Source organism: Cellulomonas sp. P24 (genome assembly GCF_024704385.1).
Taxonomy (GTDB): Bacteria; Actinomycetota; Actinomycetes; order Actinomycetales; family Cellulomonadaceae; genus JAJDFX01.
Genome location: NZ_JAJDFX010000002.1, coordinates 250,627 through 269,387, shown reverse-complemented (window position 1 = coordinate 269,387; position 18,761 = coordinate 250,627). Strand labels below are relative to the sequence as shown.

Genomic DNA, 18,761 nt, shown 5'->3' with positions numbered 1-18,761 from the left:
AGGTGGCGAGTACCTTCGCGTGCAGTGGCCCGAAGGGCGGGCCGATCGGAGCACCGGCATGGACGTGAACAGCGCCTTCGAGGACTTCCGCAAGCAGGTCGATGCCGACCCCAAGCAGGTGGCCGAGGCCCGCCGACGTCGCGACCTGTTTCGAACCGCTCTCGGGCAGTACGACGACATCCCCGAGATTGTCCCGTCCGGCTCCCTCGCACGAGGCACCCAGAAGGACCCCATTCACGACGTAGACCTCATCGCGATCTACGACGAGAGCACCCACCCCAACTGGGGAGTGTCCGGCGAGTCGGCCCATGACGCTCTGAACGTCACAAGTACGCGCGTCAACGAGAAGCTCGGCAAGACGAACGGCACCGTCGAGCACGCGGTCTGGCGCGCCGACCCCCGCAACCACGCCGTCAAGTGCTTCCTCGACGACCCCAACGCCGAGGACAAGTTCACCGTCGACGTCATGCCGGCGTTCCGTCGCAACGACATGCTCCTGATTCCACAGACCGCAACCGGCACCTGGGTCCCGACCAACCCGGAATACCTGATAGCCGAGGTCGCCAGACGGCACCGTGAATGGAACAAGTTCGCCAGCACGGTCCGCATGCTCAAGTTCTGGGGGAAGAACCAGGCGCCGACCCTCGAGATCAAATCACTGGCCATAGAGACCCTCGCACTCGCACACCTTCCGGCCGCCAACAACCGCCCAACCGCGATCGAGCAGTTCTTCCTTGCCGCGGCCTGGCACTTGGACAACAGCGGCATCATCGAAGACCCCGCCAAGGTCTGCGGAGAGATCCAGCCGGACCTCGACTACGACCAGCTCGCCATACTCCTGCGAACCGCAGGCAACACCGCAGCCAAGGCGCAGCAGTCTGTCCTGCGCAACGACCAGCACGGTGCGATCACCTTGTGGCGAGAGGTGTTTGGCCCGAGATTCCCCGCGCCCGTCGGACTCAACCCCGCTCCCGCTGCCATTGTCGCCCCGCGGCCCGTCAAGGACACCCCGCAGGGATGAGCCCGCCGACGCTGAACCCCGTTTACTGGACCGATGTCGACCCCCGACGGCTGGCGCGCGACCTGGCCGACGTCAGCGCCTTCGCCCCCGACCTCGACTTCCAGGCCCCGCCCGGTGTCGACCCCCGCACAGAGCACCACGGGGTGTGGACCGGAGTGCTACCCGTCTGGCCGTTCGACCGCCCGAAGCCAGCCGGCCTGGACGAACTCGTCCCTACCGGCTTTCGAGTCCAGGTGGAGTGCTCGGCGGCGCACCCGGTCATCCCGCCCGCGGTGTTCCCCCTCGACCCTCTGCCCGAGATCGCCGAGCGTAGCCAGCACATCTGGCACGTCGCACCCGACGGGCGGTTATGCCTCATGCAGACCATCGGCGCGTGGCGCCCCTCCGACACCGTCAGCGACCTGCTGGCGAAGGCATGCGCATGGCGCGTCGAATACGCCCTGATGAAGAGGGGAGCCCTCAGCGCAATGACTCTCGACGGCATCGTCAGCGGCAACGAACTCGACGACCTCGTTGCCAGAACGGCAGCGGCCATCGCGTCACGCGGCACGCACGCGGACGAAGATGCGTAACGCGAACGAGCTCATCGCTGTCACCCGCGACGCTCTGAACCACATGGTCAGTTCCCCTTCCGGAGGCGGCGATCTATGGCTCGCCCACTCCGACGCCGACGACCTGTACGTCGTCACCGTCGTCGAGTCCATCAGCGGCGCACGACTACCGGCAGAACGGCGCGGGTACGGTGCGCTGGCGCGCGCCGACGGACGCATCGACGGCCAGTGGCTTCGCGACGTCCCGCTCGGTGCGCACATCTTGCACCGAGAACTGGCGCTGCGACCCGACACCGCCTACCCGCTTCGCACGTTCATGGCGCTCGTCCCAGACGCCCGCGATCCCCGCTCGGGACGCTACCCACTGATCACGCACACGGCCGATGTACCGCCCGAGGCTCGGACCGCTGGCGTGCCCACCGTCGCCGGCTGGAACGTCACCAGCGGGGGAGTCTGGCCGCTAGACGTTGCCGTCGAGCCCGAGGTCGCCGGTGTCTCGCGGCTGGCGTTGCAGTGGCCCGTCGAACAACTGCGAGGCGCGCGGGTCGTGATCGTGGGCCTGGGCAGCATCGGCGGCATCGTGGCCCAGTCACTCGCCGCGTCCGGGGTCGGCAACCTCGAACTCGTCGACCCGGACCGATTCCTCTGGCACAACCTCGTCCGTCACATCCTCGGCCCCGACGATGTCGGGCGCATGAAGGTCAGCGCTCTAAAGGAGCGAATCGAGAACCGCTGGCCGACCACATCGGTCGTCGCCCACCCGCTAGACGTCGTGCGTGACGCGCACCTGATCCGACCCCTGTTCGCCCATGCGGACCTGATCGTGTGCGCTGCCGACGGTATCGCTCCGCGTCGCACCGTCAGCCACCTCGCACGGCAAACCGGAAGGACCGCGGTCCTGACGTGCGTCCTGGACGACGGCGCCGTCGGCGAGGTACTGCGCCTACGCCCGGGCTCGCGGTTCGGCTGCCTCATGTGCCAGCGCCGAGCGCTAGAGGCGGCCGGTGCGCTCGACGCGGAAGCCGACCAGGAACTCGACTACGGCACGGGACTGGTCCACAAACCAATGACGGCCGTCGGCCCCGACCTATGGCTCGTCGCCGAGCTCGCCGCGAAGGCATCGATCTCGACGTTGCTGGAAGCCCTCGGATACGCCGAACACCAGTTGCCCGGAGAACAGGCGGTCCTGGCATTGCGCACAGGCAACGACCTGGCGTCGCCCTTCAACGTCAGTCACACGGGCAAGGTCGCGTGGTATCCCGCCACCGGTCCTCTTCCCGGCTGCTGGACCTGCGAGTAGTGGCGCGACCGCCATGGTGGCGACCGCGTGGAGCTTGTCGATACCGAGGTCGGTTCTCCAGGGAATTCTGCGCCTCGCCGACGACGGCGAGCGCGAGCTCGAGACCGGAGGCATCCTCCTGGGCCACGAAGACGAACCAGCCAGTACGACTCGGGTCACGACCGCGGGCGACCCTGGACCGGCCGCCGTCCGTCAGCCCCGCTTCTTCTCCCGCGACCTACAACACTCCCAGCAGCTCGCGGACATGGCATGGCGACTCGACCACTCCCAGTGGATCGGCGAGTGGCACACGCACCCCCATGGGCAGCCCGTGCCCAGTCGCATCGACCACCACTCATACCTACGCCACGTACGCGACCCCGAGCTAGGGTTCGCTCGATTCGTGAGCCTCCTCGTGGCCATCGGTCCTCAGCGCCGCACCCTCGTCGCGGCCTGGATCACCGAGCCAAACGGGACCTCACCCGCCAAACTCGACGTCACCGACAGCTAGGTGCAGTACCGGATCGCTATGAGGTCAGAGACGGGGAGAGAACCATCGCATGGCCGATGTTGAGGCCGCAGTTCGCCCACATCGGCATCGCTTCGGCGCGGGCTCGGGTAAACTCCTCGTGTTCTCCGGGGGATACCCGGACTAAGGCTGTTGAGACAGCAGGCGCCACGCCCCTCGGTATGGACCCGGGGGGCGTTGGTGTTCCCCGGCGCCCCCTATGCGATCACGGTGTGATAAGTGACGTAGTGGTTGCAGGTTGGCGGTGATCAGGTGCCTGAAGCTGTCACACCCGGATCGCACAGGGAGCCCGGCCGGGAACCCGCGCGCACAGCGAGGCCGGCGTCGACGATGTCGAGCGCCAGCCCGGAGTACGCACACCCACTGGTACCGGGCCCGGGCGGTGACGTGGTCGTCAGGCCGTGCGGGCGCGAGCTTGCGTGACCAGCGCGGTGGCGTGGCGCAGCGCTCTCGTGCGGTCGTTGCCGTCGAGGATCTTGTAGCCGTAGTGGGCGGCAGGCTTGAGTGCGACGAGCTCGCTGAGCCTCTTGCCCAGCTCCGCGTCGATGCGGGCGAGCAGTTCCGCGGCGGCTGCGTGGTCCGGTCCGGAGTAGTACTCGCCGGTCGCTGTCATGCAGATGGCGTCGCCGGCGGCGATGCCTGCAAGGACCGCGATGCCGACGGTGACGTTGATCGTGGCGCCGTCCTCGCCGGAAGCCAGATCGGCCACCTCCAGGTACTTCTCGGCCACGAGTCGACGGCTCCGCGCCTCGCCCCGCCCAGCCTCTCGCGTGCGCAGCTTCTTCGGTGTCATCGATCTTCCTTCGGTGAGGTCCTCGTGCGGGGCCGCCGTGGATGGCCTCTGACCTCGGAGAGCAATCGCGGCAGGTCTGCCCCGACCAGCGTCAGTGCGTCATCGCGCCACGAGCCGATGACCGGTTCCTCGACGGCGACGAGGTCGGCCAGGTGGGTTCGTGTCACAGTCACGATCTCTAGCCGGTTTCCCGACCAGGCCAGGACCTGGGCCGCCAGGTGGCGGGCCTGGTCGCCCCATGATGGGTCGTCGGTATCGGTGTCATCAGGCACGACCAGCAGCAGGTCGACGTCGCTGTCGGGCCCCGACTGGCGGCGAGCAACCGAGCCGAACAGCGCTGCGCTCACGACGGGCGGCTGCAACTGTGCGGCCCCGTCCGTGAGGCGCCGGAGAAACTCCTGGCGCGCCCCGGCCGCAGCCAGCACCGCGGGAGCGAGCACGTGGTCCCTGTTGAGCCGGTACATGAAGCCATGGTTGGTGGCTTCGGCGAGGACGAGTCCATGCTCGACGAGGCGGTCCAGCACGACACCTAGACCTCGCCGTGTGCCACGCGGGGCTAGACGGTGGATCTGCGACTGCCCCAGCGCACCTTCGGTCCCGGCGAGCACGGTCAGCGCCGCCGAGTCCACGCTCGGGATCAGCGACTGCAGCGGTGCGGTGAGGTCCATACAGCCATCATGCCGGTGCAGTGCCAGTTTGGCAATGAGGCGCCAGACTGGCAAAATAATTCCACCTATCACTGCGTCCGTCCCTGGACGTGATCGCCCCGGACGCCGCTCATCGCTGACCTTCGGCACAGGAGTTGCCATCACACCGCGATCGCATAGGGGCCCGGCGCGGCCATCTTTGTTCGGATCCGAGCCTGTTGCGGAGGTCTCATTGCGATTCCATCGACAACGTCGACGCGCGGGTACCTGCCGTTGCCGCGCGTAGTGCGAGCACTGCTCCGGGACTCGACCGTTGCCCCGCACGCACCAGTTGAAGCGGGCGGGTAGGCCGCCGATGCCGGGGGCGGGGCGACGACTCGCACGGCTCGCGCGACGAGGTCGGGGTGGCGCAGGTGGATGTTGTGCGACCGGTCGCCGGTGCGCCACAGCTCGGCGCTGAGCTCGTCGGCGGTGGTCTGCTGCCACTCGATCCAGGTTGGTCCGTAGGCGTTGCTGGCCAGCACGATCGACTGCACCTCGGGAGGGGTGAGGACCTCGCGCGCCTCACGCGCGATGCTGGGCACGGCGCGGAGCTCCTGGGCTCCGCCTCCGCGTGCCGCGTCGGCCACGGCGTGACGCCAGGCGTGGCGCGCACTCGGCGGCATCGCTCGTGCGGCGGCGCGGTGCTCCGGGTACAGAGGGTGCAGGCCCGTGCGGAGCAGCAGCGTCGGGACGCCTGTGGGCGCGAGCAGGCGCATCAGGTCGAGGACGGCGGCGGAGGCGTGCATACCGGCGCTGACGGCCCGCAGCTCCCCGGCTTGGGGCGGAGTGGGGTCGAGAAGGACCAGACCGCTGACGCGTTCGGGCTGCTCGCCGGCCCACGCGCGGGCGAGCAGACCGCCGAAAGAGTGGCCGACCAGGACGAGCGGGCCTGGCAGATCGGTCAGCGCTGCGGTGAGGGTCCGCAGCCGGCCGGCGAGCGTGAGGCTTTCGGGGTCCGTCCCCGTGCGGCCAGGAACCACGACCGCGAACGTGCCGACGAGCTCGGCACACACCATGGCCCAGGAGAGCGGTGTGTCGCCGGCGCCGTGTAGCAGCACGACGGTCGGTGGGGAGTCTGCCGCGCTCGGCATGGCCCCGACGAGGGACGACACCATGATCTGCGGTGCCTACGCCGTCGGCGTCGTTGTGTGGGCGACCTCGAACACGCGGTACTCGGCCCCACCGGGCACCAACCTGCCCTCGGCGACCGTGACGATGCGGGTCAGCCACGCGTACCGGTCGTCGCCGGTCTCGAACTGCGGCTGGACGACGTAGTACATGTCGCCGAAGCCGGCAGCCTGTCCCTGTGCCAGCGCGGCCCCGACCTGCGCGGTGACTCGGGCGATCCCGCGGTAGGCGAGGTAGACAGCCGCGCCGTCGTCGGTCCGTAGGGTCAGGCGTCCGTCGACGTGCCCCGTGCCGGCGCCGTCGAGCAGCAGCCAGTCACCGCCGGACGGCAGGATCGTCCCGGACAAGCGCGGCCCCTCGACGGTCCCTCCCGTGCACGCGCCGACGAAGCGCCGTCCGAGCGCGCCTGGACCCGTGTCGACAGGTGGGTCCACGGTGGGACGCAGGGTCATCAGCGGTACGAGCTCCATCGTGTCCTCCATGGTGGAATCCCGGCACGGCAGGTCCCGGGCGGGACCTGGCCGGCCGAGCGCGGCTCACGCCGCCGGTCCGGTTCTGAGGTGGGCAGGTTCCTGCGCAATGCGGTGCTTGCCCGCCGCCTGGTCAGCGCAGCAGCGTGCGCACCAGCCAGCGGTCGACGGCAGCGAGGAGGCGGACGGCCCGAGGCATGGCGATGGCGAGCAGCACGGCGAGCGCGGTCGTCGCGATCACGGCGGGCTCACCGTCGACGACCCAGGTGCCGACGGTGACGGCCCGCGTGGGCAGGAGCCACGCCCAGACCTGCGAGGTCAGTCCTGCGGCCACGACCGCCCAGCCCGTGAACGTGACGGTGGCGTTGACGATGCCGAGCGGGAGGAGCACGACGGCGTAGAGGCACGAGAGCCAGGCGCGCCCGTCGGCCAGCAGTCGGAGCCAGCCGGTCGCGGTGCGAGGCAGGGGCACGGGCGCGACCGGGGCAGCACCGAGAAGCATGCGAGTCCTGGCGTGCTCGGCGCGCGCGGCCAGGAGCGAACCGGCCAACGTCACGACGAGCAGTGGCACGCCGAGCAGTGCGAGCGGCATCAGTCCGATCGAGGAAGCGAGGAGGGCGACCACGAGGGTGCCCCACAGCATGCCGACGGGAAGGTCGAGCAGCAGGTGGGCGCTTGCCAACCACGTGCACCGGGACCATGGGCTCCACGAGTCGGTGCGGGCGTCGGGAGCTGATGTGCTGGCGCTCGGCGGGACGAGCGGGGCGGCGGTGACGGACATGTGATCTCCGGGGTGAGGTCGTGGGCGGGTCAGGCGGTGCGGCGAAGGCCGCGCACGGCGAGCAGCCCGATGACGGACAGGGCGACGTCGTGGCCGACGAGCACTGCCCAGAGGGCGCCACCGTGCAGGCCGGTCGTGTGCAGCAGCAGGTCGCTGCCGAAGTGGATGGCCGCGAGGGCCCAGACCGCGCCGGTCCGTTGGCGCAGGATCGCGTAGCCGAAGCCGCCGGCCGCCGCACCCACGGCCTGGGCCGCGGTGACGGCGGCGTTGGCGCCGAACGCCACGTTCCCCAGGTGTGCGGCTCCGAACAGCACTGCCGTGAGCGCAGCAGCCCGCACCGGGCCGAGCGGCAGTGCCGAACGGAGCATGACTCCCCGGAACCACAGCTCCTCGTAGAGCCCGGTGGCCAGGTAGCCGACGACGAGCGCAGGGAGCGTGGCCAGGTCCGGCGCCCAGCCCCACGCGAGCGGCACGAGGGCAACGACTGCAGGAGCCACCAGCAAGGACGTCCGTCGCCAGGTGGCAGGTCCGCCGGCGCCCACCCGGCGCCAGCCGATGCGACGAACGACGACCAGGGCCATCGCGAGAAGCGCCAGCACGACGGGAAGACGGCGCAGCAGCGGGTCGGAACCCGGTGCCACGAGCTCGACGACCAGCGCGCCGACGAGCGTCACGCCGACAGATGCACCGGTGAGGGCGAGCGACGTCCTGACAGGGTGTCGTCGGCCGAGGAGCGGGGCTGGTGAGTGCGGCGCGAGCGTGGTCATGGGGTTCTCCCGAGTTCTCGGTCGGTCAGGCGACGGCGGGGGCGGGCTGGGTCTGGATGCGGCGGGCACGCAGGGCGAGGGCGACGGTGCGGGCGAGGACCATGCCCAAGGCCATGACGACCAGGGCTGCGGTCCAGGCGTCGGCGCCGGTGATGGCGTGATCCATGGAGAAGGTGCCGACTGCGCGTGCACCGGTGCCGTTGGCCCACTCGGCGAACACGATGCGTCCGCCGATCATCACGAGCCAGAGCGAGGCGAAGCCCGCGCCGGCGGTGGCGACGAGTCGCCCGTCGCGATGGCTCAGCCGGGTCACGGCGCTGGCGGCGAGCCCGAAGAGGACGCCGATGACGCCGAGTGCCACGACGAGGTCGAGGTCGTTGCCCGCGGTCGGGAGCGGGAACAGGAAGTATCCGCCGGCGACGACGACGAGCACGATCGGGACGAGGTAGGTGGCGCGGGTGATCTCGCGTGTGCCGACGTTGCGCAGCAACGCCCACGCGAGGAGGGCGATCGACAGGATCCACTGGGTGGTGCTCATCGGGAGCTCCCTTCTTCTGGGTGCTCCGAGCGTCCCGCCGGGCGAGGGTGGCGCACGTCGGCGGGACGGTCTGCCCGCCCCGGGATCAACGGCCGTCGACGACCTCGGCCGGATGACGTAGAGCAGGCCGCGCGGTGACGTGCGCGGCACCGGGCTCGGGTGAGCGACGCTCGGCGCGCGTCCTGGCTGCGCCCAGTTCGGACCGGGTCAGCAGTGCGCGGGGACGTTCACGTGCACCTGGGTCCCACTGCCCGGTGCCGATTCGATCCGCATGCTGCCGCCCAGGCTCCGGGCACGATCCCGCATGGTTCCGAGCCCGAGGTGGCCGGGGTGCTCGACCGCCGGGTCGAAGCCGAGGCCGTCGTCGTCGACGAGCAGGTCCACGCCTGCGGGGCCCACGCTGAGCCGGACGCCTATCCGGGAGGGGTGGGCATGCTTGAGCGCGTTGTGCATCGCCTCCAGGGCGATGCGGTACAGGTGCTCCTCGGCATCGGCCGAGAGGGGCAGTCGCGTCGTCGGTGCGTTCACGGGGATCGCGACCTGCTCGCGCGCGGCCATCGCGGCCGCCTGCTTCGTCAGTGCCGAGCCGAGTCCCTCCTCGGCCAGCGCGTCCGGGCGGAGCTCGAAGATCAGCGCTCGCATCTCCGCGAGCGCCCCGCGCGTGAGCTCCTGCAGCCGGTGGACCTCGGCACGGGCAAGGTCGGCGCCGGGGCCCAGGGGCTCGAGCCGGCGCTCGGCCGTGCGCGCGTGCAGCGTCATCGAGAACAGGGCCTGGCTCACCGAGTCGTGCAGCTCGCGCGCGAGCCGTTGCCGCTCGGCCGTGCCGGCGGCTCGCGTCTCCTCGGCGAACAGGAAGGAGTTCTCGACGGCGAGCGCCGCCTGGTCGGCCATCGCGCGCAGGTAGTCCTCGTCATCGGCGGAGACGCGTGCGCCGGCCGGAAGGTGGACGTGCAGCTCGCCGAAGAACACCCGGCCCGACACCAGAGGTAGCGCGACGAGGTCATCCCAGTCGGGGGTCGGGCGTGACCAGTACGGGTGCACCGGCTCGAATCGGGGATCGATCAGTGCTGTCGACCTCGCGTCCCGCCGCAGCTCGACGGGCCTCACGTCGTCGGCGCCGCGCCGGTCGTCCCCCGCCGCCTCGTACAGCTGCCTGAAGGCATCCGCGTACCCGGAGCCGAAGCCAGGGTCAGCGACGACCGTGAGGACGTCGTCCAGCGGACCCGGTCGGTCCTGCCAGACCACGATGCTCACCGCTGCAGCGCTCGTGGTCCGCATGATCTGCTCACGGATCGTGGTCAGCGTCGAGGGAAGTGGCTGGTCGACGGTCATCGCGCTCGACACCGACGTGAACGCGCGGATCCGTGCCTCCAGGCGCTCGGTCGACAGCACCCGGTCGGTCGCGTCCGTGACGACGTCGAGCACCCCGACGATCTCGCCGTCCTCGAAGAGCGGCGCGAACACCACGTCCCAGTACGTCGTCAGGCCCGGGATGGTGATGCGTTGCGCTGCCTGCCGGACGACCTGCCCGCCCCGCACGGCGGCGAACAACTCGGCGACGGCCTCCTCGTTGCCCGGGATCAGGTCGTTGAGGTGGCGACCGGGTGCGGTGTAGTCGGGCCCGGCGCCGAAGTACAGCTCGTAGAAGCCGACCCAGGTGCGATTGCACCGCTCCAGGCGGCCCTCGAGGTCGAACACCGCCAGCCCGAACGGCACCCGGTCGAAGAACAGGTCGACCATCTGACGCTCGATCGGCTCCCTTGAAGCAACGACCCGCTCGAGCTCGGGCTCGGTCGGCATCGACGTGCTGCGCAGGGGGGAGGGGCGCACCTGGCCGACATCAGGGGAGGGCACGCTCATCGCGTCGTGCCCTCTGGGTCCACCAGGCCCTCGCGGACAGCCCACATCGCTGCCTGGGTCCGCGAGGCGAGCCCGAGCTTGGTGAGGATGTTGGACACGTGCGTGCGCGCGGTGCGCTCCGCGACCCCGAGGCGCCGCCCGATCTCGCGGTTCGTCCGACCCTCGGCGACGAGGGTGACGACCTCGAGCTCGCGCGGGGTCAGCGATGCTGTCGACGACGCAGGGGTGCGCATCGACATCGCGAGCGCCGTTGCCACGGCCGGGTCCAGCCGGATCTGGCCGGCGACGGCGCCGCGGATCGCGTCGACCACGTCGGCCGCGTCGGCGTCCTTGAGCAGGTAGCCGGTCGCGCCCGCCTCGAGCGCCGCGCGGATCCTTGCCTCCTCGACGAACGAGGTCACCGCGATCACGTCGATCTCGGGCCAACGGTCCTTGATCCGACCGGTGGCTTCGACCCCGTCCAGCCGGGGCATCTGCATGTCCATCAGGACCACGTCCGGGACCTGGTCCTGACGGGCGAGCGCGTCGATCCGCGCGAGCGCCTCGAGGCCGTCCGCGGCCTCCGCGACGACCGAGATCCCCGGTTCGGTGTCGAGGTAGGACCTCAGGCCCGTGCGGACGATCGCGTGGTCGTCGACCAGCACCACGGTGATCACGTCATTGCCGTGCTGCACCTCGGCCATCTGCCTCACCCTTCGTCGTCCAGTGACGCCGAGCAAGGAACATTATCGTGCGACCGACCTGGGCCCGCCGCGCGGATCGTGGCGACGAGCGTGTCGGCATCGCCGTCCTTCTCGACGAAGGCGACGGCCCCGGCACCGCGCGCGATCTTGCCGACCGAAGCCCGCAGGCCGACGGCGACCACCGGCATCATCGACGCCAGATGTGACACCAGTCGCAGCCCGACCCCGTCACCGCCCGGCACGTCGACGACGGCCACGTCGGCAGCCGCCCCCATCGCCGCGAGCCGCCACGCCTGATCCGCGTCGACGGCGATCGCGTTCACGGCCCCCACCTCGTCGAGCAGGTGCACGAGAGAGGCCCGCACGCGAGGGTCGTCGTCCACGACGAGGACGGCGAGAGGCGGAGCGACGCCCGCACCCGTCACGGTTCGACCAGCCGACGGGTGCGCGGGGCATCGCCACCTCGCGGGTGGTGCGTCGGCATGACCGGGGACGGGCGGCCGACTCGACCGACCGGGGCGAGTCGCATGGCGACCTCCTTCTCTTGGTCGCCTCGAGCATGACCCGAGGCGGGCATCCGCCGCGTCGGCGCGTAGGCCGCGACCTGGCCGCCGCATCGGCCGAGGTGATCCTCGGCCGAATGACGTAGGAGGTCGCCGTCGTGGCGGGCTGCCGGAGATGGATTACTCCGAGGTTCGTCAGAGGCGCGGTACGCCATCCGTCCGTGGTTCGCCGGCCGGCTCGACCGCAGGCTGGCCGCATGACCACAGCAGAAGCTTCCCCTGTACCGGATCTGACCCGTCACCCGCGCGGCCGTGACCACGCGGACGAGGGTCCCTGGGCGATCGCGCTCACCGGCCTGACGAAGGCCTTCGGCGCCGTCCATGCGGTGCGCCGGGTCGACCTTCGCGTGCGCCGGGGCGAGGTCGTCGCCCTCCTGGGACCCAACGGTGCGGGTAAGACCACGACGATCGACCTGGTCCTCGGCCTGGCAGAGCCCGATGCAGGCCTGGCTCGCGTCTTCTGGCTGGACCCGTCCGACGCCATCGCCTGCGGGCTCGTCTCCGCGGTGATGCAGACCGGCGGCCTGCTCAAGGACCTCACCGTCCGCGAGACCGTCGGGTACACCGCGAGCCTGTTCGCGACGGGCCGCCCGGCAGCCGAGGTGCTCGCGACCGTCGGCCTCACCCAGATCGCCGGGCGCCGCGTCGGCGCGTGCAGCGGGGGTGAGCAGCAGCGCCTGCGATTCGCGATGGCCCTGGTCCCCGACCCCCAGCTGATCATCCTCGACGAACCGACGACGGGGATGGATGTGAGCGCCCGACGGTCCTTCTGGTCGGCGATCCGTACCGATGCAGCCCGGGGCCGCACGGTGATCTTCGCGACGCACTACCTGGAAGAGGCCGACGCCTACGCGGACCGGGTCGTGCTCATGCACCAGGGCGAGGTCGTCGCCGACGGCACCGCCGCCCACATCAACGCGCTCGCGGGGGCTCGCCATGTGACGGCCGTCTGGCCTGCGGCGGACGGCGCGGCGCTGCATCGGCTCCCCGGAGTCACCGGCGTCCAGATCCGCGGGCACACCCTGACCGTCACCGGCACCGACAGCGACTCGGTGGCCCGCTCCCTGCTGACCCAGACCCCGGCGACGGACCTCGAGATCGTCGCCCGCGGGCTCGAGGACGCGTTCGTCGCGTTGACCACCGACGACGTCGAGGAGGACCTGCGATGAGCACCACGACCACCCTGACCGGCCGGTCCGACCGGGTTGCGCGCCGCGCACCCTTCCTCAACCAGCGGATCATGGTCATCGAGCTGCGCAGGGTGCTGCGCAACCGCCGCACCCTGATCTTCACGCTCGTCTTCCTGGTCGCGATGTTCTTCTTCATCTCGGCGTCGATCCCCTCCGACGGGCAGTCGCTCGGCGCGGGCGTGCGCGCCAACGTCTCGGCGTAGGCGAGGGTCTCCATGGCGGTCTACGGGGCCGTGATGGCCTCGACCAGCGCCGGCGCATCGGTCTCGATCGAGCGGGCCAGCGGGTGGAGCCGACAGCTGCGGCTGACGCCGCTGCGGCCGATGGCCTACATCGTGATGAAGATGGCGACGGCGCTGGCCCTCGGTGCCTTGGCCACCGGGGTGACCTTCGCGGCCGGCGCTCTCAGCGGGAAGGCGGTCGCCTCCGCCCCGGCGTGGGTGATCTGCGGGGTGGTGGTCCTGGTCGGCTCTCTTGCGTTCGCCGCGTCCGGTCTGTTCATGGGGTACCTGCTGCCGAGCGAGAACACGATGCAGCCCCTCGGCCCGATCCTGGCGATCCTGTCGATGCTCGGCGGCGTCCTCGTCCCCATCGCCGCCGGGTCGACGTTCGACAGGCTGGCCTCCTTCACGCCGATCTACGGGCTCGCTCAGATCGCGCACTGGCCCCTGACGCAGACGGTCTCCGGTGCCCACGACCCCTTCCATCTGAGCTGGGCCGTGAACCTCGCTGGCTGGCCGTTCGTCTTCGCCACCGGTGCCGCGTGGCGATTCCGTCGGGACACCGCGCGGTCTGAACCTGCCGTCGGCCCTCGTCGCCTCGGTCGAGGGCCCCGATCGTTGGTGTGCCACCCGAACCGTGGGGACGAGGACCCCGCTGGAAGGATGCGTCCATGAGTCAGCCCCGCCTCATCGTCCTGGAAGGTGTCGCAGGCTCGGGCAAGTCGACTCTTGCGAGGTACGTCGGTGACCTCCTCGAGCGGCGCGGGACTGCTCACCACGTCGTCGTCGAGGGCGACCTGAACAATCCCGCAGACCACGAGTCGACGGCCTGGTTGTCCACCACCGACTACGCCGACCTGCTCGAGGACCACCCCGGGGACGCCGGCCCGGTCCGGGCCTGCGCCGAGGCGCACGAGGGCGGGCTCCTGGTGCCCTACGGCGTGCTACGTGAGACGGGGCAGGTCGCCGCGTCGACTCTCGACGCCCTCGCCCGCCACGACGTGTACGAGCTCCCCGAGCAGCTGTACCGACGGCTCGCACTACGACGCTGGCGAGCCTTCGCGGAGCAGGCAGCCGCCGCACCGGATGTCTGGGTGCTGGACTGCTGCCTGCTCCAGAACCCCATCACCATGCTGATGGTCAAGCACAACTGCAATCCGCAGACCGTTCGCGAGCACATCCGCGCCGTGGTCGAGTCGGTGTCGGCACTCGATCCCGTGGTCGTGCAGCTCGTCCAGGACGACATCCGGGCGACCCTCGATCGCGCGATCGCCGAGCGACCGACCGCATGGGCAGAGTCCTTCGTCGGCTACCACACCCAGCAGGCGTACGGGCGCGACCATTCGCTGCAGGGCCTGGACGGGGCGGTGCAGGTACTGACAGCCCGCCGGCACCTGGAGGACGAGCTCCTGGAGGAGCTCCCCGTCGTTACCGTGCGGATCGACATCAGCGGCGGCTGGGACAACGCCCGGTCCACCCTGCGCGCGATGATCGGTCAGCGCCCATGACGACCCGAGCCATCGGACCTCGATCACCAGCGAGCAGGCCCGGTCATGACCCCTGTCCGCGACGTCCTCGGAGGTTCCCGTGCTGAAGAGTGTGCAGCTCCTGACCCTGGCCACGCGATTCCTGGTCGAGGTCACCGCCCTCATGGCATACGCATGGTGGGGGTGGCGGCTTCCGACGACACTTCCCGTGCGGCTGCTCGCAGCGATCGGCACACCGGTGGTGGCCGCAGTCGTCTGGGGCGTGCTCGCCGCGCCGAAGGCGCCCGTTCACCTTGCACCACCCGTGTTGGTGGCCGTCCAGGTCGTCGTCCTCGGGGGCGCGGTTGCTGCTCTCGCGAGCGCGGGAGGAACGACGCCGGCCGTTGTCCTGGGCCTCGTCGCCCTGGTCGACGGCGTCCTGCTCGCGTGGTGGCGCCTATGAGGGCTCGACCACGCCGGTCCGCCGCCACTCGTCGTACGTCGTCATGAGCCAGAGGTCGTCGACCGTGAGCTCGGCCGCGTAGCTGCCGCTCGCGTAGTGGTAGCTACGCTCACCGAGCCGCGTGTAGGTCTGGTCCACGGCGGCGACCGTGAGCTCGGGGAAGCGGTCCCATGCCGCGCGGATCGTTCTCGAGGCTCCCACGTCGAGCCCGAGCCGCCTCAGCGGAAGGGTGTTGGTCGCCGGGGTGCAGCCGAGATCGACATCGGTGCACCCCTCGAGATGCGGAGCGTCGAGGCCGTCGACCGTCCAGTGCCCGTCGGGCGCGCGCACGAGTGTCTTCTCAGTCCAGCCCAGACCCCGGTGGACGCCGAGGTTCACCGTCGTGCTGAGGCCGGTGCTGTCGGCCACGACCTGGTACTCGGCGCGAACGGGTGTGCCACTCTCTGCGCCGAGCACCGTGCCGTGCAGCGACAGTCCTGTCGCGTGGATGTCGACCCTGCAGTGCTCGTCGGCTTGCGTCGCGCCCGACCGACGCCAAGCGACGAGCCTGGTCGTCACCGCAGGGTGGCCTGGGAGCCCGGCGCGCACCTGGGGCGTCACCATGCGCGGCCCTCGGGGAGCTCGCCGATGCCGGGCGCGGACATGTGCAGGACCTCGTAGCGCTCCGTCTCCGTCTCGCCGGCTGCGATGGTCTCGTTCCACAGGACGAAGCGGACCAGCTGCCAGTGATGCGGGTCGATGGCCAGCGCGGCCGTGTGCACCGCCTCGTGACGGGCGAGTCGGCGAAGGTCCTCGAGCGCCTGCTCGATCACGGTGGTCAGTCCCAGTCCCGTGGCGTCCTGGTCCGGGTCGACGGGGATCGGGGTGAGGCGTCGCGAGGCGGACGTCGGGGAGGGCGCCCGGGAGGTTCCGGCATGGTAGGCAAGTCCCGTCCAGTGCCGCACGACAGGGCGCCCGAAGTCGCGGATGATGTTCTGGAATCCCCCGCCGCCGCCAAGGAATCGCGCCATCGCGCCCGTGTCGTTCCACAAGTAGATGGGGGCGTACTGGTTCACCGGGGAGCCCAGGACCCCGCGCTCGCGGATGGCGTATGCCTTCAGGCCCAGGCCTGCGAGGTCGTCGAGGGCGGCGCCCCCGGTGGCGACGCGGGTGCGGATGATCTGCATGTCGTAGTCGGCGGGCAGGGTGATCTCGTACTGCATGGCGTCCATGGGGAGGCCTTCCTCGTTGGTGGTCGGTCACGGCTGTGGTCGGTGCGGTGGCACCGACACGCTGGCTCCCCGGGCGGTGTCGCCACGGGGAAGGAAGCGATCCAGCGCCTCGGTGACGAGGTGAGGAGTCTCGAGCGTGGGCATGTGAGGAGCGCCGGGGAGCTCGAGGTAGGTACTGCCAGGGATCCCGGCGACCATCGGTCGCATCACCCCGGGACCGGTGGAGGCGTCCTGCTCGCCGCACAGCACGAGCGCGGGGCGCTGGAGGCCTCGTAGCTTCCCCTCGACGTCGATCCGCGAAAAGGCGCGCCAGGCGGCCGCGACCTGGACCGGGTCGCCTCGCAGGACGCGGTCCCGGGCATAGCGCACACCCCAGGCGTTCTCGGCGAGGGCTCCCGGCGTGAACCACCTGGTCAGGGAGCCGGCGACCTGCGCTGCTGGGCCGTCCGTCTCGATCGCCGACGCCCGCTGCTCGAAGGACGCGAACGCCCGCTCCGTGGTCGCGGCGAGCGTAAGGGACAGGACCGACTCGCGATGGTGCACGGCGAAGGTCTGCGCGACCGCGCCCCCGTACGAGAGCCCCACGACGTGTGCGCCGGTGAGCTGCTCGTGGTCGAGGACCTCCTGCAGATCGTCCGCGAGGGTCCTGAGGTCGGCGGGTGGTGGTGCGTCCGTGGCAGCGCCGTGACCTCGGAGGTCGTAGGCGAGCACCCGACGCCCGCGAGCCAGGTCTCGCAGGACCGGCTCCCACATGTGCCAGGACAGTCCCAGGGCGTGCAGGAGCACCACCGCGGGGCCGCTGTCCCCGACCTCGGCGAGCTGCGTGCTGTGATCGGACAGCTCGATCATCCGTGCGGGAACGGGGTCGGCCCAACCGCCCTCGTGCAGGAGCTCGCTCAGGATCTCGAGCGCGTTCAGCGCCCGCGGGAACCCCGCGTACACCGACGTGTGCTCGACCAGTGCTCGGAGCTCGTCCGCCGTGGCGCCCTGGAGGAGCGCAGCGCCGAGATGGACGCGAAGCTGAGGGCTGGTGTCGCCGAGCGCAACAAGGATGGCGACGGTGGCGAGCTCCCGGTCCCGTCCGGCCAGACGCGGGTCGGCAAGAGGTTGGCTGAAGGCCCCGCGGAGCAGCCAGTCATGCATCTGCGGGGACCGACGGCGGATCGTGGCGAGGGCCGTCTGGGCATCGTTGCCCGTCAGCTCGCCGAAGACGCGGTGGCCACGGGTCCGGGGGCCGTTCATCAGTGCTCCTTCGGTGCTGGGGGTGGCGCTCATCGGGCGTGCGGGCCCCGCGTGGGGAGGAACTCGATGACCTCGTAGGTCGCGGCGCCCTCACGGACCAGCGGGTCCGTCGAGACGAGGTCCTCGATCTGCGCCCTCGACGCGCTGCTGGCCAGGATCGCGCCCCCGGTCCGGGGGACCTGCGGTCCGGAGACCAGGAACGTTCCATCGGCGAAGTGCTCGTCCAACCAGTCGCGATGCACGGTCAGCAGCTCGTCGATCCGGCTGGTGGGCGCGACGTAGGTGAGAAGGAGGACGAAGGCCCGCGCGGCGAACAGCGCGTCGCGCCGATCCGGGCTCCCGTCGATGTCGGTGGTGCTCCGGGCCATGATCCGCGCCGAACGGCGCAGGACGTGGTCGGTCATGGGTGGCCTCTCGGTACTGGGGCGGGGGAGCCGGAACTCAGGCTCCGCGACATACCGAGCCTGGCCGCTGAGGCGTGAGGGCGCGTACGTCATCCGGCCCAGAACCGACGTGGCTCTTGGTCCCATCCGTCGTGGCGCCAGGGCCGAAGCGAGGACCCCGCCGCTCACGCGACGCTTGTCGTGCCGGGCCCATCCGCCCGATCACCTCGACCCGCGACCTGGGAGTCCACCGTGAGCTGCACAGATGTGATGACCACGACCGTCGACCGCTCGGCGCCCACGGCTGCCGACGCGTCTGAGGCTGCCGCCTCGATCCCGGCCGGCGGGCGAGCGAGAGGTGCGCTGCGCCTCAGGGTCGTGCGGCGCGGACCGCGCCCGACACGTGCCGACGTCGCCGCGACCTCGTCCCGCTCGGCAGGTGACTGGCGCGACTTCGTCCCGATGCCGGGTCTGGGAATCGTGAGGCTCTGATGGCAGGCGTGTGGTCCGCTCCCAGGGGCAGGTCCGGGTGACCGGTCGCCCGTGCACCAAGACGCAGGTCGTCGACGACGACGTCAGGGTGCGCGCTGCTCTGTGTGCGCTCCTCGCTAACGCCGGCGGGTTCCGGTGCCGGGCCGTCGACAATCAGCAGGCGACGCACCTGCTGCTGGGGGACGCCTCGGACTTCGACGTCGCCGTGGTCGACATGTCAGTCGCGGCGGACTCCGAGGCGCAGGCGACGATCCTCGCGCTCCTCGCGCCCGTCGTCGTCAGCATGTCGGGGGCGGTGCGCTCGGTCGCGATGGCGGCCGGTGCGGCAGCGTTCGTCGAGAAGGACGGCGACGCCGCCACGCTCGTCGCCGTCCTCCATGAGGTCGCGAGCGGGCGAGCCGGCGGCACCGCTCCACGCTGAGGTGGGCGGTCGCCCGATCC

The 18,761-nt window shown here is 70.8% G+C and carries 24 protein-coding genes; 10 read left to right on the top strand and 14 right to left on the bottom strand.

What is annotated here, in order from left to right; translation table 11 throughout:
• Positions 1-58: 58 nt before the first annotated feature.
• From LJB74_RS01365 to LJB74_RS01350, 4 genes are read left to right on the top strand one after another with little or no spacing between them, the layout of a single operon-like run.
• On the top strand, positions 59-1,021 hold the full coding sequence (locus LJB74_RS01365) for a nucleotidyltransferase (protein ID WP_259306848.1): 963 nt from the start codon (positions 59-61) through the stop codon (positions 1,019-1,021).
• Entirely contained in the window at positions 1,018-1,593 is a 576-nt protein-coding gene (locus LJB74_RS01360; RefSeq protein ID WP_259306847.1) for a hypothetical protein, read from the top strand. Before LJB74_RS01365 ends, LJB74_RS01360 begins: the two co-directional genes overlap by 4 nt.
• Positions 1,586-2,872, top strand: coding sequence for a ThiF family adenylyltransferase (locus LJB74_RS01355; protein WP_259306846.1), 1,287 nt, complete (start codon positions 1,586-1,588; stop codon positions 2,870-2,872). Before LJB74_RS01360 ends, LJB74_RS01355 begins: the two co-directional genes overlap by 8 nt.
• A gap of 13 nt (positions 2,873-2,885) precedes the next feature.
• Positions 2,886-3,362 carry a Mov34/MPN/PAD-1 family protein gene (locus LJB74_RS01350; protein WP_259306845.1) on the top strand — a complete coding sequence of 159 codons (477 nt, stop codon included), beginning with the start codon at positions 2,886-2,888 and terminating at the stop codon, positions 3,360-3,362.
• A 412-nt stretch (positions 3,363-3,774) separates the two neighbouring features.
• Here LJB74_RS01350 and LJB74_RS01345 read toward each other — a convergent pair whose 3' ends face one another.
• From LJB74_RS01345 to LJB74_RS01300, 10 genes are all read right to left on the bottom strand, one after another.
• Positions 3,775-4,173, bottom strand: a complete 399-nt coding sequence (locus LJB74_RS01345) for a hypothetical protein (protein WP_259306844.1) — start codon at positions 4,171-4,173, stop codon at positions 3,775-3,777.
• The gene (locus LJB74_RS01340) at positions 4,170-4,913 is read right to left on the bottom strand and encodes a nucleotidyltransferase domain-containing protein (protein ID WP_259306843.1); all 744 of its coding nucleotides are present in this window, start codon (positions 4,911-4,913) and stop codon (positions 4,170-4,172) included. The genes LJB74_RS01345 and LJB74_RS01340 overlap by 4 nt, the downstream gene beginning before the upstream one ends.
• Before the next feature lie 68 nt (positions 4,914-4,981).
• On the bottom strand, positions 4,982-5,953 hold the full coding sequence (locus LJB74_RS01335) for an alpha/beta fold hydrolase (RefSeq protein ID WP_259306842.1): 972 nt from the start codon (positions 5,951-5,953) through the stop codon (positions 4,982-4,984).
• A 36-nt stretch (positions 5,954-5,989) separates the two neighbouring features.
• Entirely contained in the window at positions 5,990-6,460 is a 471-nt protein-coding gene (locus LJB74_RS01330; protein WP_259306841.1) for a DUF3237 domain-containing protein, read from the bottom strand.
• A 133-nt stretch (positions 6,461-6,593) separates the two neighbouring features.
• Positions 6,594-7,241 carry a sensor domain-containing protein gene (locus LJB74_RS01325; protein WP_259306840.1) on the bottom strand — a complete coding sequence of 216 codons (648 nt, stop codon included), beginning with the start codon at positions 7,239-7,241 and terminating at the stop codon, positions 6,594-6,596.
• A gap of 29 nt (positions 7,242-7,270) precedes the next feature.
• Complete coding sequence (locus tag LJB74_RS01320; protein ID WP_259306839.1) at positions 7,271-8,008, bottom strand: CPBP family intramembrane glutamic endopeptidase; 738 nt, start codon at positions 8,006-8,008, stop codon at positions 7,271-7,273.
• 25 nt (positions 8,009-8,033) lie between these two features.
• Positions 8,034-8,546 carry a hypothetical protein gene (locus tag LJB74_RS01315; protein WP_259306838.1) on the bottom strand — a complete coding sequence of 171 codons (513 nt, stop codon included), beginning with the start codon at positions 8,544-8,546 and terminating at the stop codon, positions 8,034-8,036.
• Between the two features lie 207 nt (positions 8,547-8,753).
• Entirely contained in the window at positions 8,754-10,406 is a 1,653-nt protein-coding gene (locus LJB74_RS01310) for a histidine kinase (protein WP_259306837.1), read from the bottom strand.
• On the bottom strand, positions 10,403-11,089 hold the full coding sequence (locus LJB74_RS01305) for a response regulator transcription factor (protein WP_259306836.1): 687 nt from the start codon (positions 11,087-11,089) through the stop codon (positions 10,403-10,405). The genes LJB74_RS01310 and LJB74_RS01305 overlap by 4 nt, the downstream gene beginning before the upstream one ends.
• Positions 11,090-11,094: 5 nt before the next feature.
• Positions 11,095-11,514 (bottom strand): response regulator, encoded by a 420-nt coding sequence (locus LJB74_RS01300; protein ID WP_259306835.1) that lies wholly within the window; start codon positions 11,512-11,514, stop codon positions 11,095-11,097.
• A 335-nt stretch (positions 11,515-11,849) separates the two neighbouring features.
• Between LJB74_RS01300 and LJB74_RS01295 the strand changes: the two genes are divergently transcribed.
• The 5 genes from LJB74_RS01295 to LJB74_RS01275 all read left to right on the top strand — a co-directional run bounded on the left by LJB74_RS01295 (position 11,850) and on the right by LJB74_RS01275 (position 14,992).
• The gene (locus LJB74_RS01295) at positions 11,850-12,821 is read left to right on the top strand and encodes an ABC transporter ATP-binding protein (protein ID WP_259306834.1); all 972 of its coding nucleotides are present in this window, start codon (positions 11,850-11,852) and stop codon (positions 12,819-12,821) included.
• Positions 12,818-13,045 (top strand): hypothetical protein, encoded by a 228-nt coding sequence (locus tag LJB74_RS01290; RefSeq protein WP_259306833.1) that lies wholly within the window; start codon positions 12,818-12,820, stop codon positions 13,043-13,045. The genes LJB74_RS01295 and LJB74_RS01290 overlap by 4 nt, the downstream gene beginning before the upstream one ends.
• Positions 13,046-13,057: 12 nt before the next feature.
• Positions 13,058-13,738 (top strand): ABC transporter permease, encoded by a 681-nt coding sequence (locus LJB74_RS01285; protein ID WP_259306832.1) that lies wholly within the window; start codon positions 13,058-13,060, stop codon positions 13,736-13,738.
• Positions 13,735-14,571, top strand: coding sequence for a hypothetical protein (locus LJB74_RS01280; protein ID WP_259306831.1), 837 nt, complete (start codon positions 13,735-13,737; stop codon positions 14,569-14,571). Before LJB74_RS01285 ends, LJB74_RS01280 begins: the two co-directional genes overlap by 4 nt.
• Positions 14,572-14,650: 79 nt before the next feature.
• Entirely contained in the window at positions 14,651-14,992 is a 342-nt protein-coding gene (locus LJB74_RS01275; RefSeq protein ID WP_259306830.1) for a YrdB family protein, read from the top strand.
• On the opposite strand, the gene LJB74_RS01270 is transcribed toward LJB74_RS01275, so the two are convergent.
• Genes LJB74_RS01270 through LJB74_RS01255 form a run of 4 tightly spaced genes read right to left on the bottom strand, consistent with a single transcriptional unit; the run spans position 14,987 to position 17,849 of the window.
• A complete protein-coding gene (locus LJB74_RS01270) occupies positions 14,987-15,595 on the bottom strand; it encodes a putative glycolipid-binding domain-containing protein (RefSeq protein ID WP_259306829.1) in 609 nt (202 codons plus the stop codon). The genes LJB74_RS01275 and LJB74_RS01270 overlap by 6 nt on opposite strands.
• Positions 15,589-16,203 carry a DUF4865 family protein gene (locus tag LJB74_RS01265; protein ID WP_259306828.1) on the bottom strand — a complete coding sequence of 205 codons (615 nt, stop codon included), beginning with the start codon at positions 16,201-16,203 and terminating at the stop codon, positions 15,589-15,591. The genes LJB74_RS01270 and LJB74_RS01265 overlap by 7 nt, the downstream gene beginning before the upstream one ends.
• Positions 16,204-16,230: 27 nt before the next feature.
• Positions 16,231-17,445, bottom strand: coding sequence for an alpha/beta fold hydrolase (locus LJB74_RS01260; protein ID WP_259306827.1), 1,215 nt, complete (start codon positions 17,443-17,445; stop codon positions 16,231-16,233).
• A gap of 29 nt (positions 17,446-17,474) precedes the next feature.
• Positions 17,475-17,849, bottom strand: a complete 375-nt coding sequence (locus LJB74_RS01255; RefSeq protein ID WP_259306826.1) for a YciI family protein — start codon at positions 17,847-17,849, stop codon at positions 17,475-17,477.
• Positions 17,850-18,330: 481 nt separating this feature from the next.
• Here LJB74_RS01255 and LJB74_RS01250 point away from each other — a divergent pair, with 481 nt between their 5' ends.
• A complete protein-coding gene (locus LJB74_RS01250) occupies positions 18,331-18,741 on the top strand; it encodes a hypothetical protein (RefSeq protein WP_259306825.1) in 411 nt (136 codons plus the stop codon).
• Positions 18,742-18,761: the final 20 nt, after the last annotated feature.

What these genes read in the sequence shown, in the direction of transcription:
- LJB74_RS01315 (WP_259306838.1), bottom strand. Translation starts at nt 8,546, where the DNA reads ATGAGCACCACCCAGTGGATCCTGTCGATCGCCCTCCTCGCGTGGGCG.
- LJB74_RS01290 (WP_259306833.1), top strand. Translation starts at nt 12,818, where the DNA reads ATGAGCACCACGACCACCCTGACCGGCCGGTCCGACCGGGTTGCGCGC.
- LJB74_RS01330 (WP_259306841.1), bottom strand. Translation starts at nt 6,460, where the DNA reads ATGGAGCTCGTACCGCTGATGACCCTGCGTCCCACCGTGGACCCACCT.
- LJB74_RS01360 (WP_259306847.1), top strand. Translation starts at nt 1,018, where the DNA reads ATGAGCCCGCCGACGCTGAACCCCGTTTACTGGACCGATGTCGACCCC.
- LJB74_RS01305 (WP_259306836.1), bottom strand. Translation starts at nt 11,089, where the DNA reads ATGGCCGAGGTGCAGCACGGCAATGACGTGATCACCGTGGTGCTGGTC.
- LJB74_RS01325 (WP_259306840.1), bottom strand. Translation starts at nt 7,241, where the DNA reads ATGTCCGTCACCGCCGCCCCGCTCGTCCCGCCGAGCGCCAGCACATCA.
- LJB74_RS01320 (WP_259306839.1), bottom strand. Translation starts at nt 8,008, where the DNA reads ATGACCACGCTCGCGCCGCACTCACCAGCCCCGCTCCTCGGCCGACGA.
- LJB74_RS01335 (WP_259306842.1), bottom strand. Translation starts at nt 5,953, where the DNA reads ATGCCGAGCGCGGCAGACTCCCCACCGACCGTCGTGCTGCTACACGGC.
- LJB74_RS01295 (WP_259306834.1), top strand. Translation starts at nt 11,850, where the DNA reads ATGACCACAGCAGAAGCTTCCCCTGTACCGGATCTGACCCGTCACCCG.
- LJB74_RS01285 (WP_259306832.1), top strand. Translation starts at nt 13,058, where the DNA reads ATGGCGGTCTACGGGGCCGTGATGGCCTCGACCAGCGCCGGCGCATCG.
- LJB74_RS01255 (WP_259306826.1), bottom strand. Translation starts at nt 17,849, where the DNA reads ATGACCGACCACGTCCTGCGCCGTTCGGCGCGGATCATGGCCCGGAGC.
- LJB74_RS01365 (WP_259306848.1), top strand. Translation starts at nt 59, where the DNA reads ATGGACGTGAACAGCGCCTTCGAGGACTTCCGCAAGCAGGTCGATGCC.
- LJB74_RS01355 (WP_259306846.1), top strand. Translation starts at nt 1,586, where the DNA reads ATGCGTAACGCGAACGAGCTCATCGCTGTCACCCGCGACGCTCTGAAC.
- LJB74_RS01310 (WP_259306837.1), bottom strand. Translation starts at nt 10,406, where the DNA reads ATGAGCGTGCCCTCCCCTGATGTCGGCCAGGTGCGCCCCTCCCCCCTG.
- LJB74_RS01265 (WP_259306828.1), bottom strand. Translation starts at nt 16,203, where the DNA reads ATGGACGCCATGCAGTACGAGATCACCCTGCCCGCCGACTACGACATG.
- LJB74_RS01270 (WP_259306829.1), bottom strand. Translation starts at nt 15,595, where the DNA reads ATGGTGACGCCCCAGGTGCGCGCCGGGCTCCCAGGCCACCCTGCGGTG.
- LJB74_RS01350 (WP_259306845.1), top strand. Translation starts at nt 2,886, where the DNA reads ATGGTGGCGACCGCGTGGAGCTTGTCGATACCGAGGTCGGTTCTCCAG.
- LJB74_RS01345 (WP_259306844.1), bottom strand. Translation starts at nt 4,173, where the DNA reads ATGACACCGAAGAAGCTGCGCACGCGAGAGGCTGGGCGGGGCGAGGCG.
- LJB74_RS01260 (WP_259306827.1), bottom strand. Translation starts at nt 17,445, where the DNA reads ATGAACGGCCCCCGGACCCGTGGCCACCGCGTCTTCGGCGAGCTGACG.
- LJB74_RS01280 (WP_259306831.1), top strand. Translation starts at nt 13,735, where the DNA reads ATGAGTCAGCCCCGCCTCATCGTCCTGGAAGGTGTCGCAGGCTCGGGC.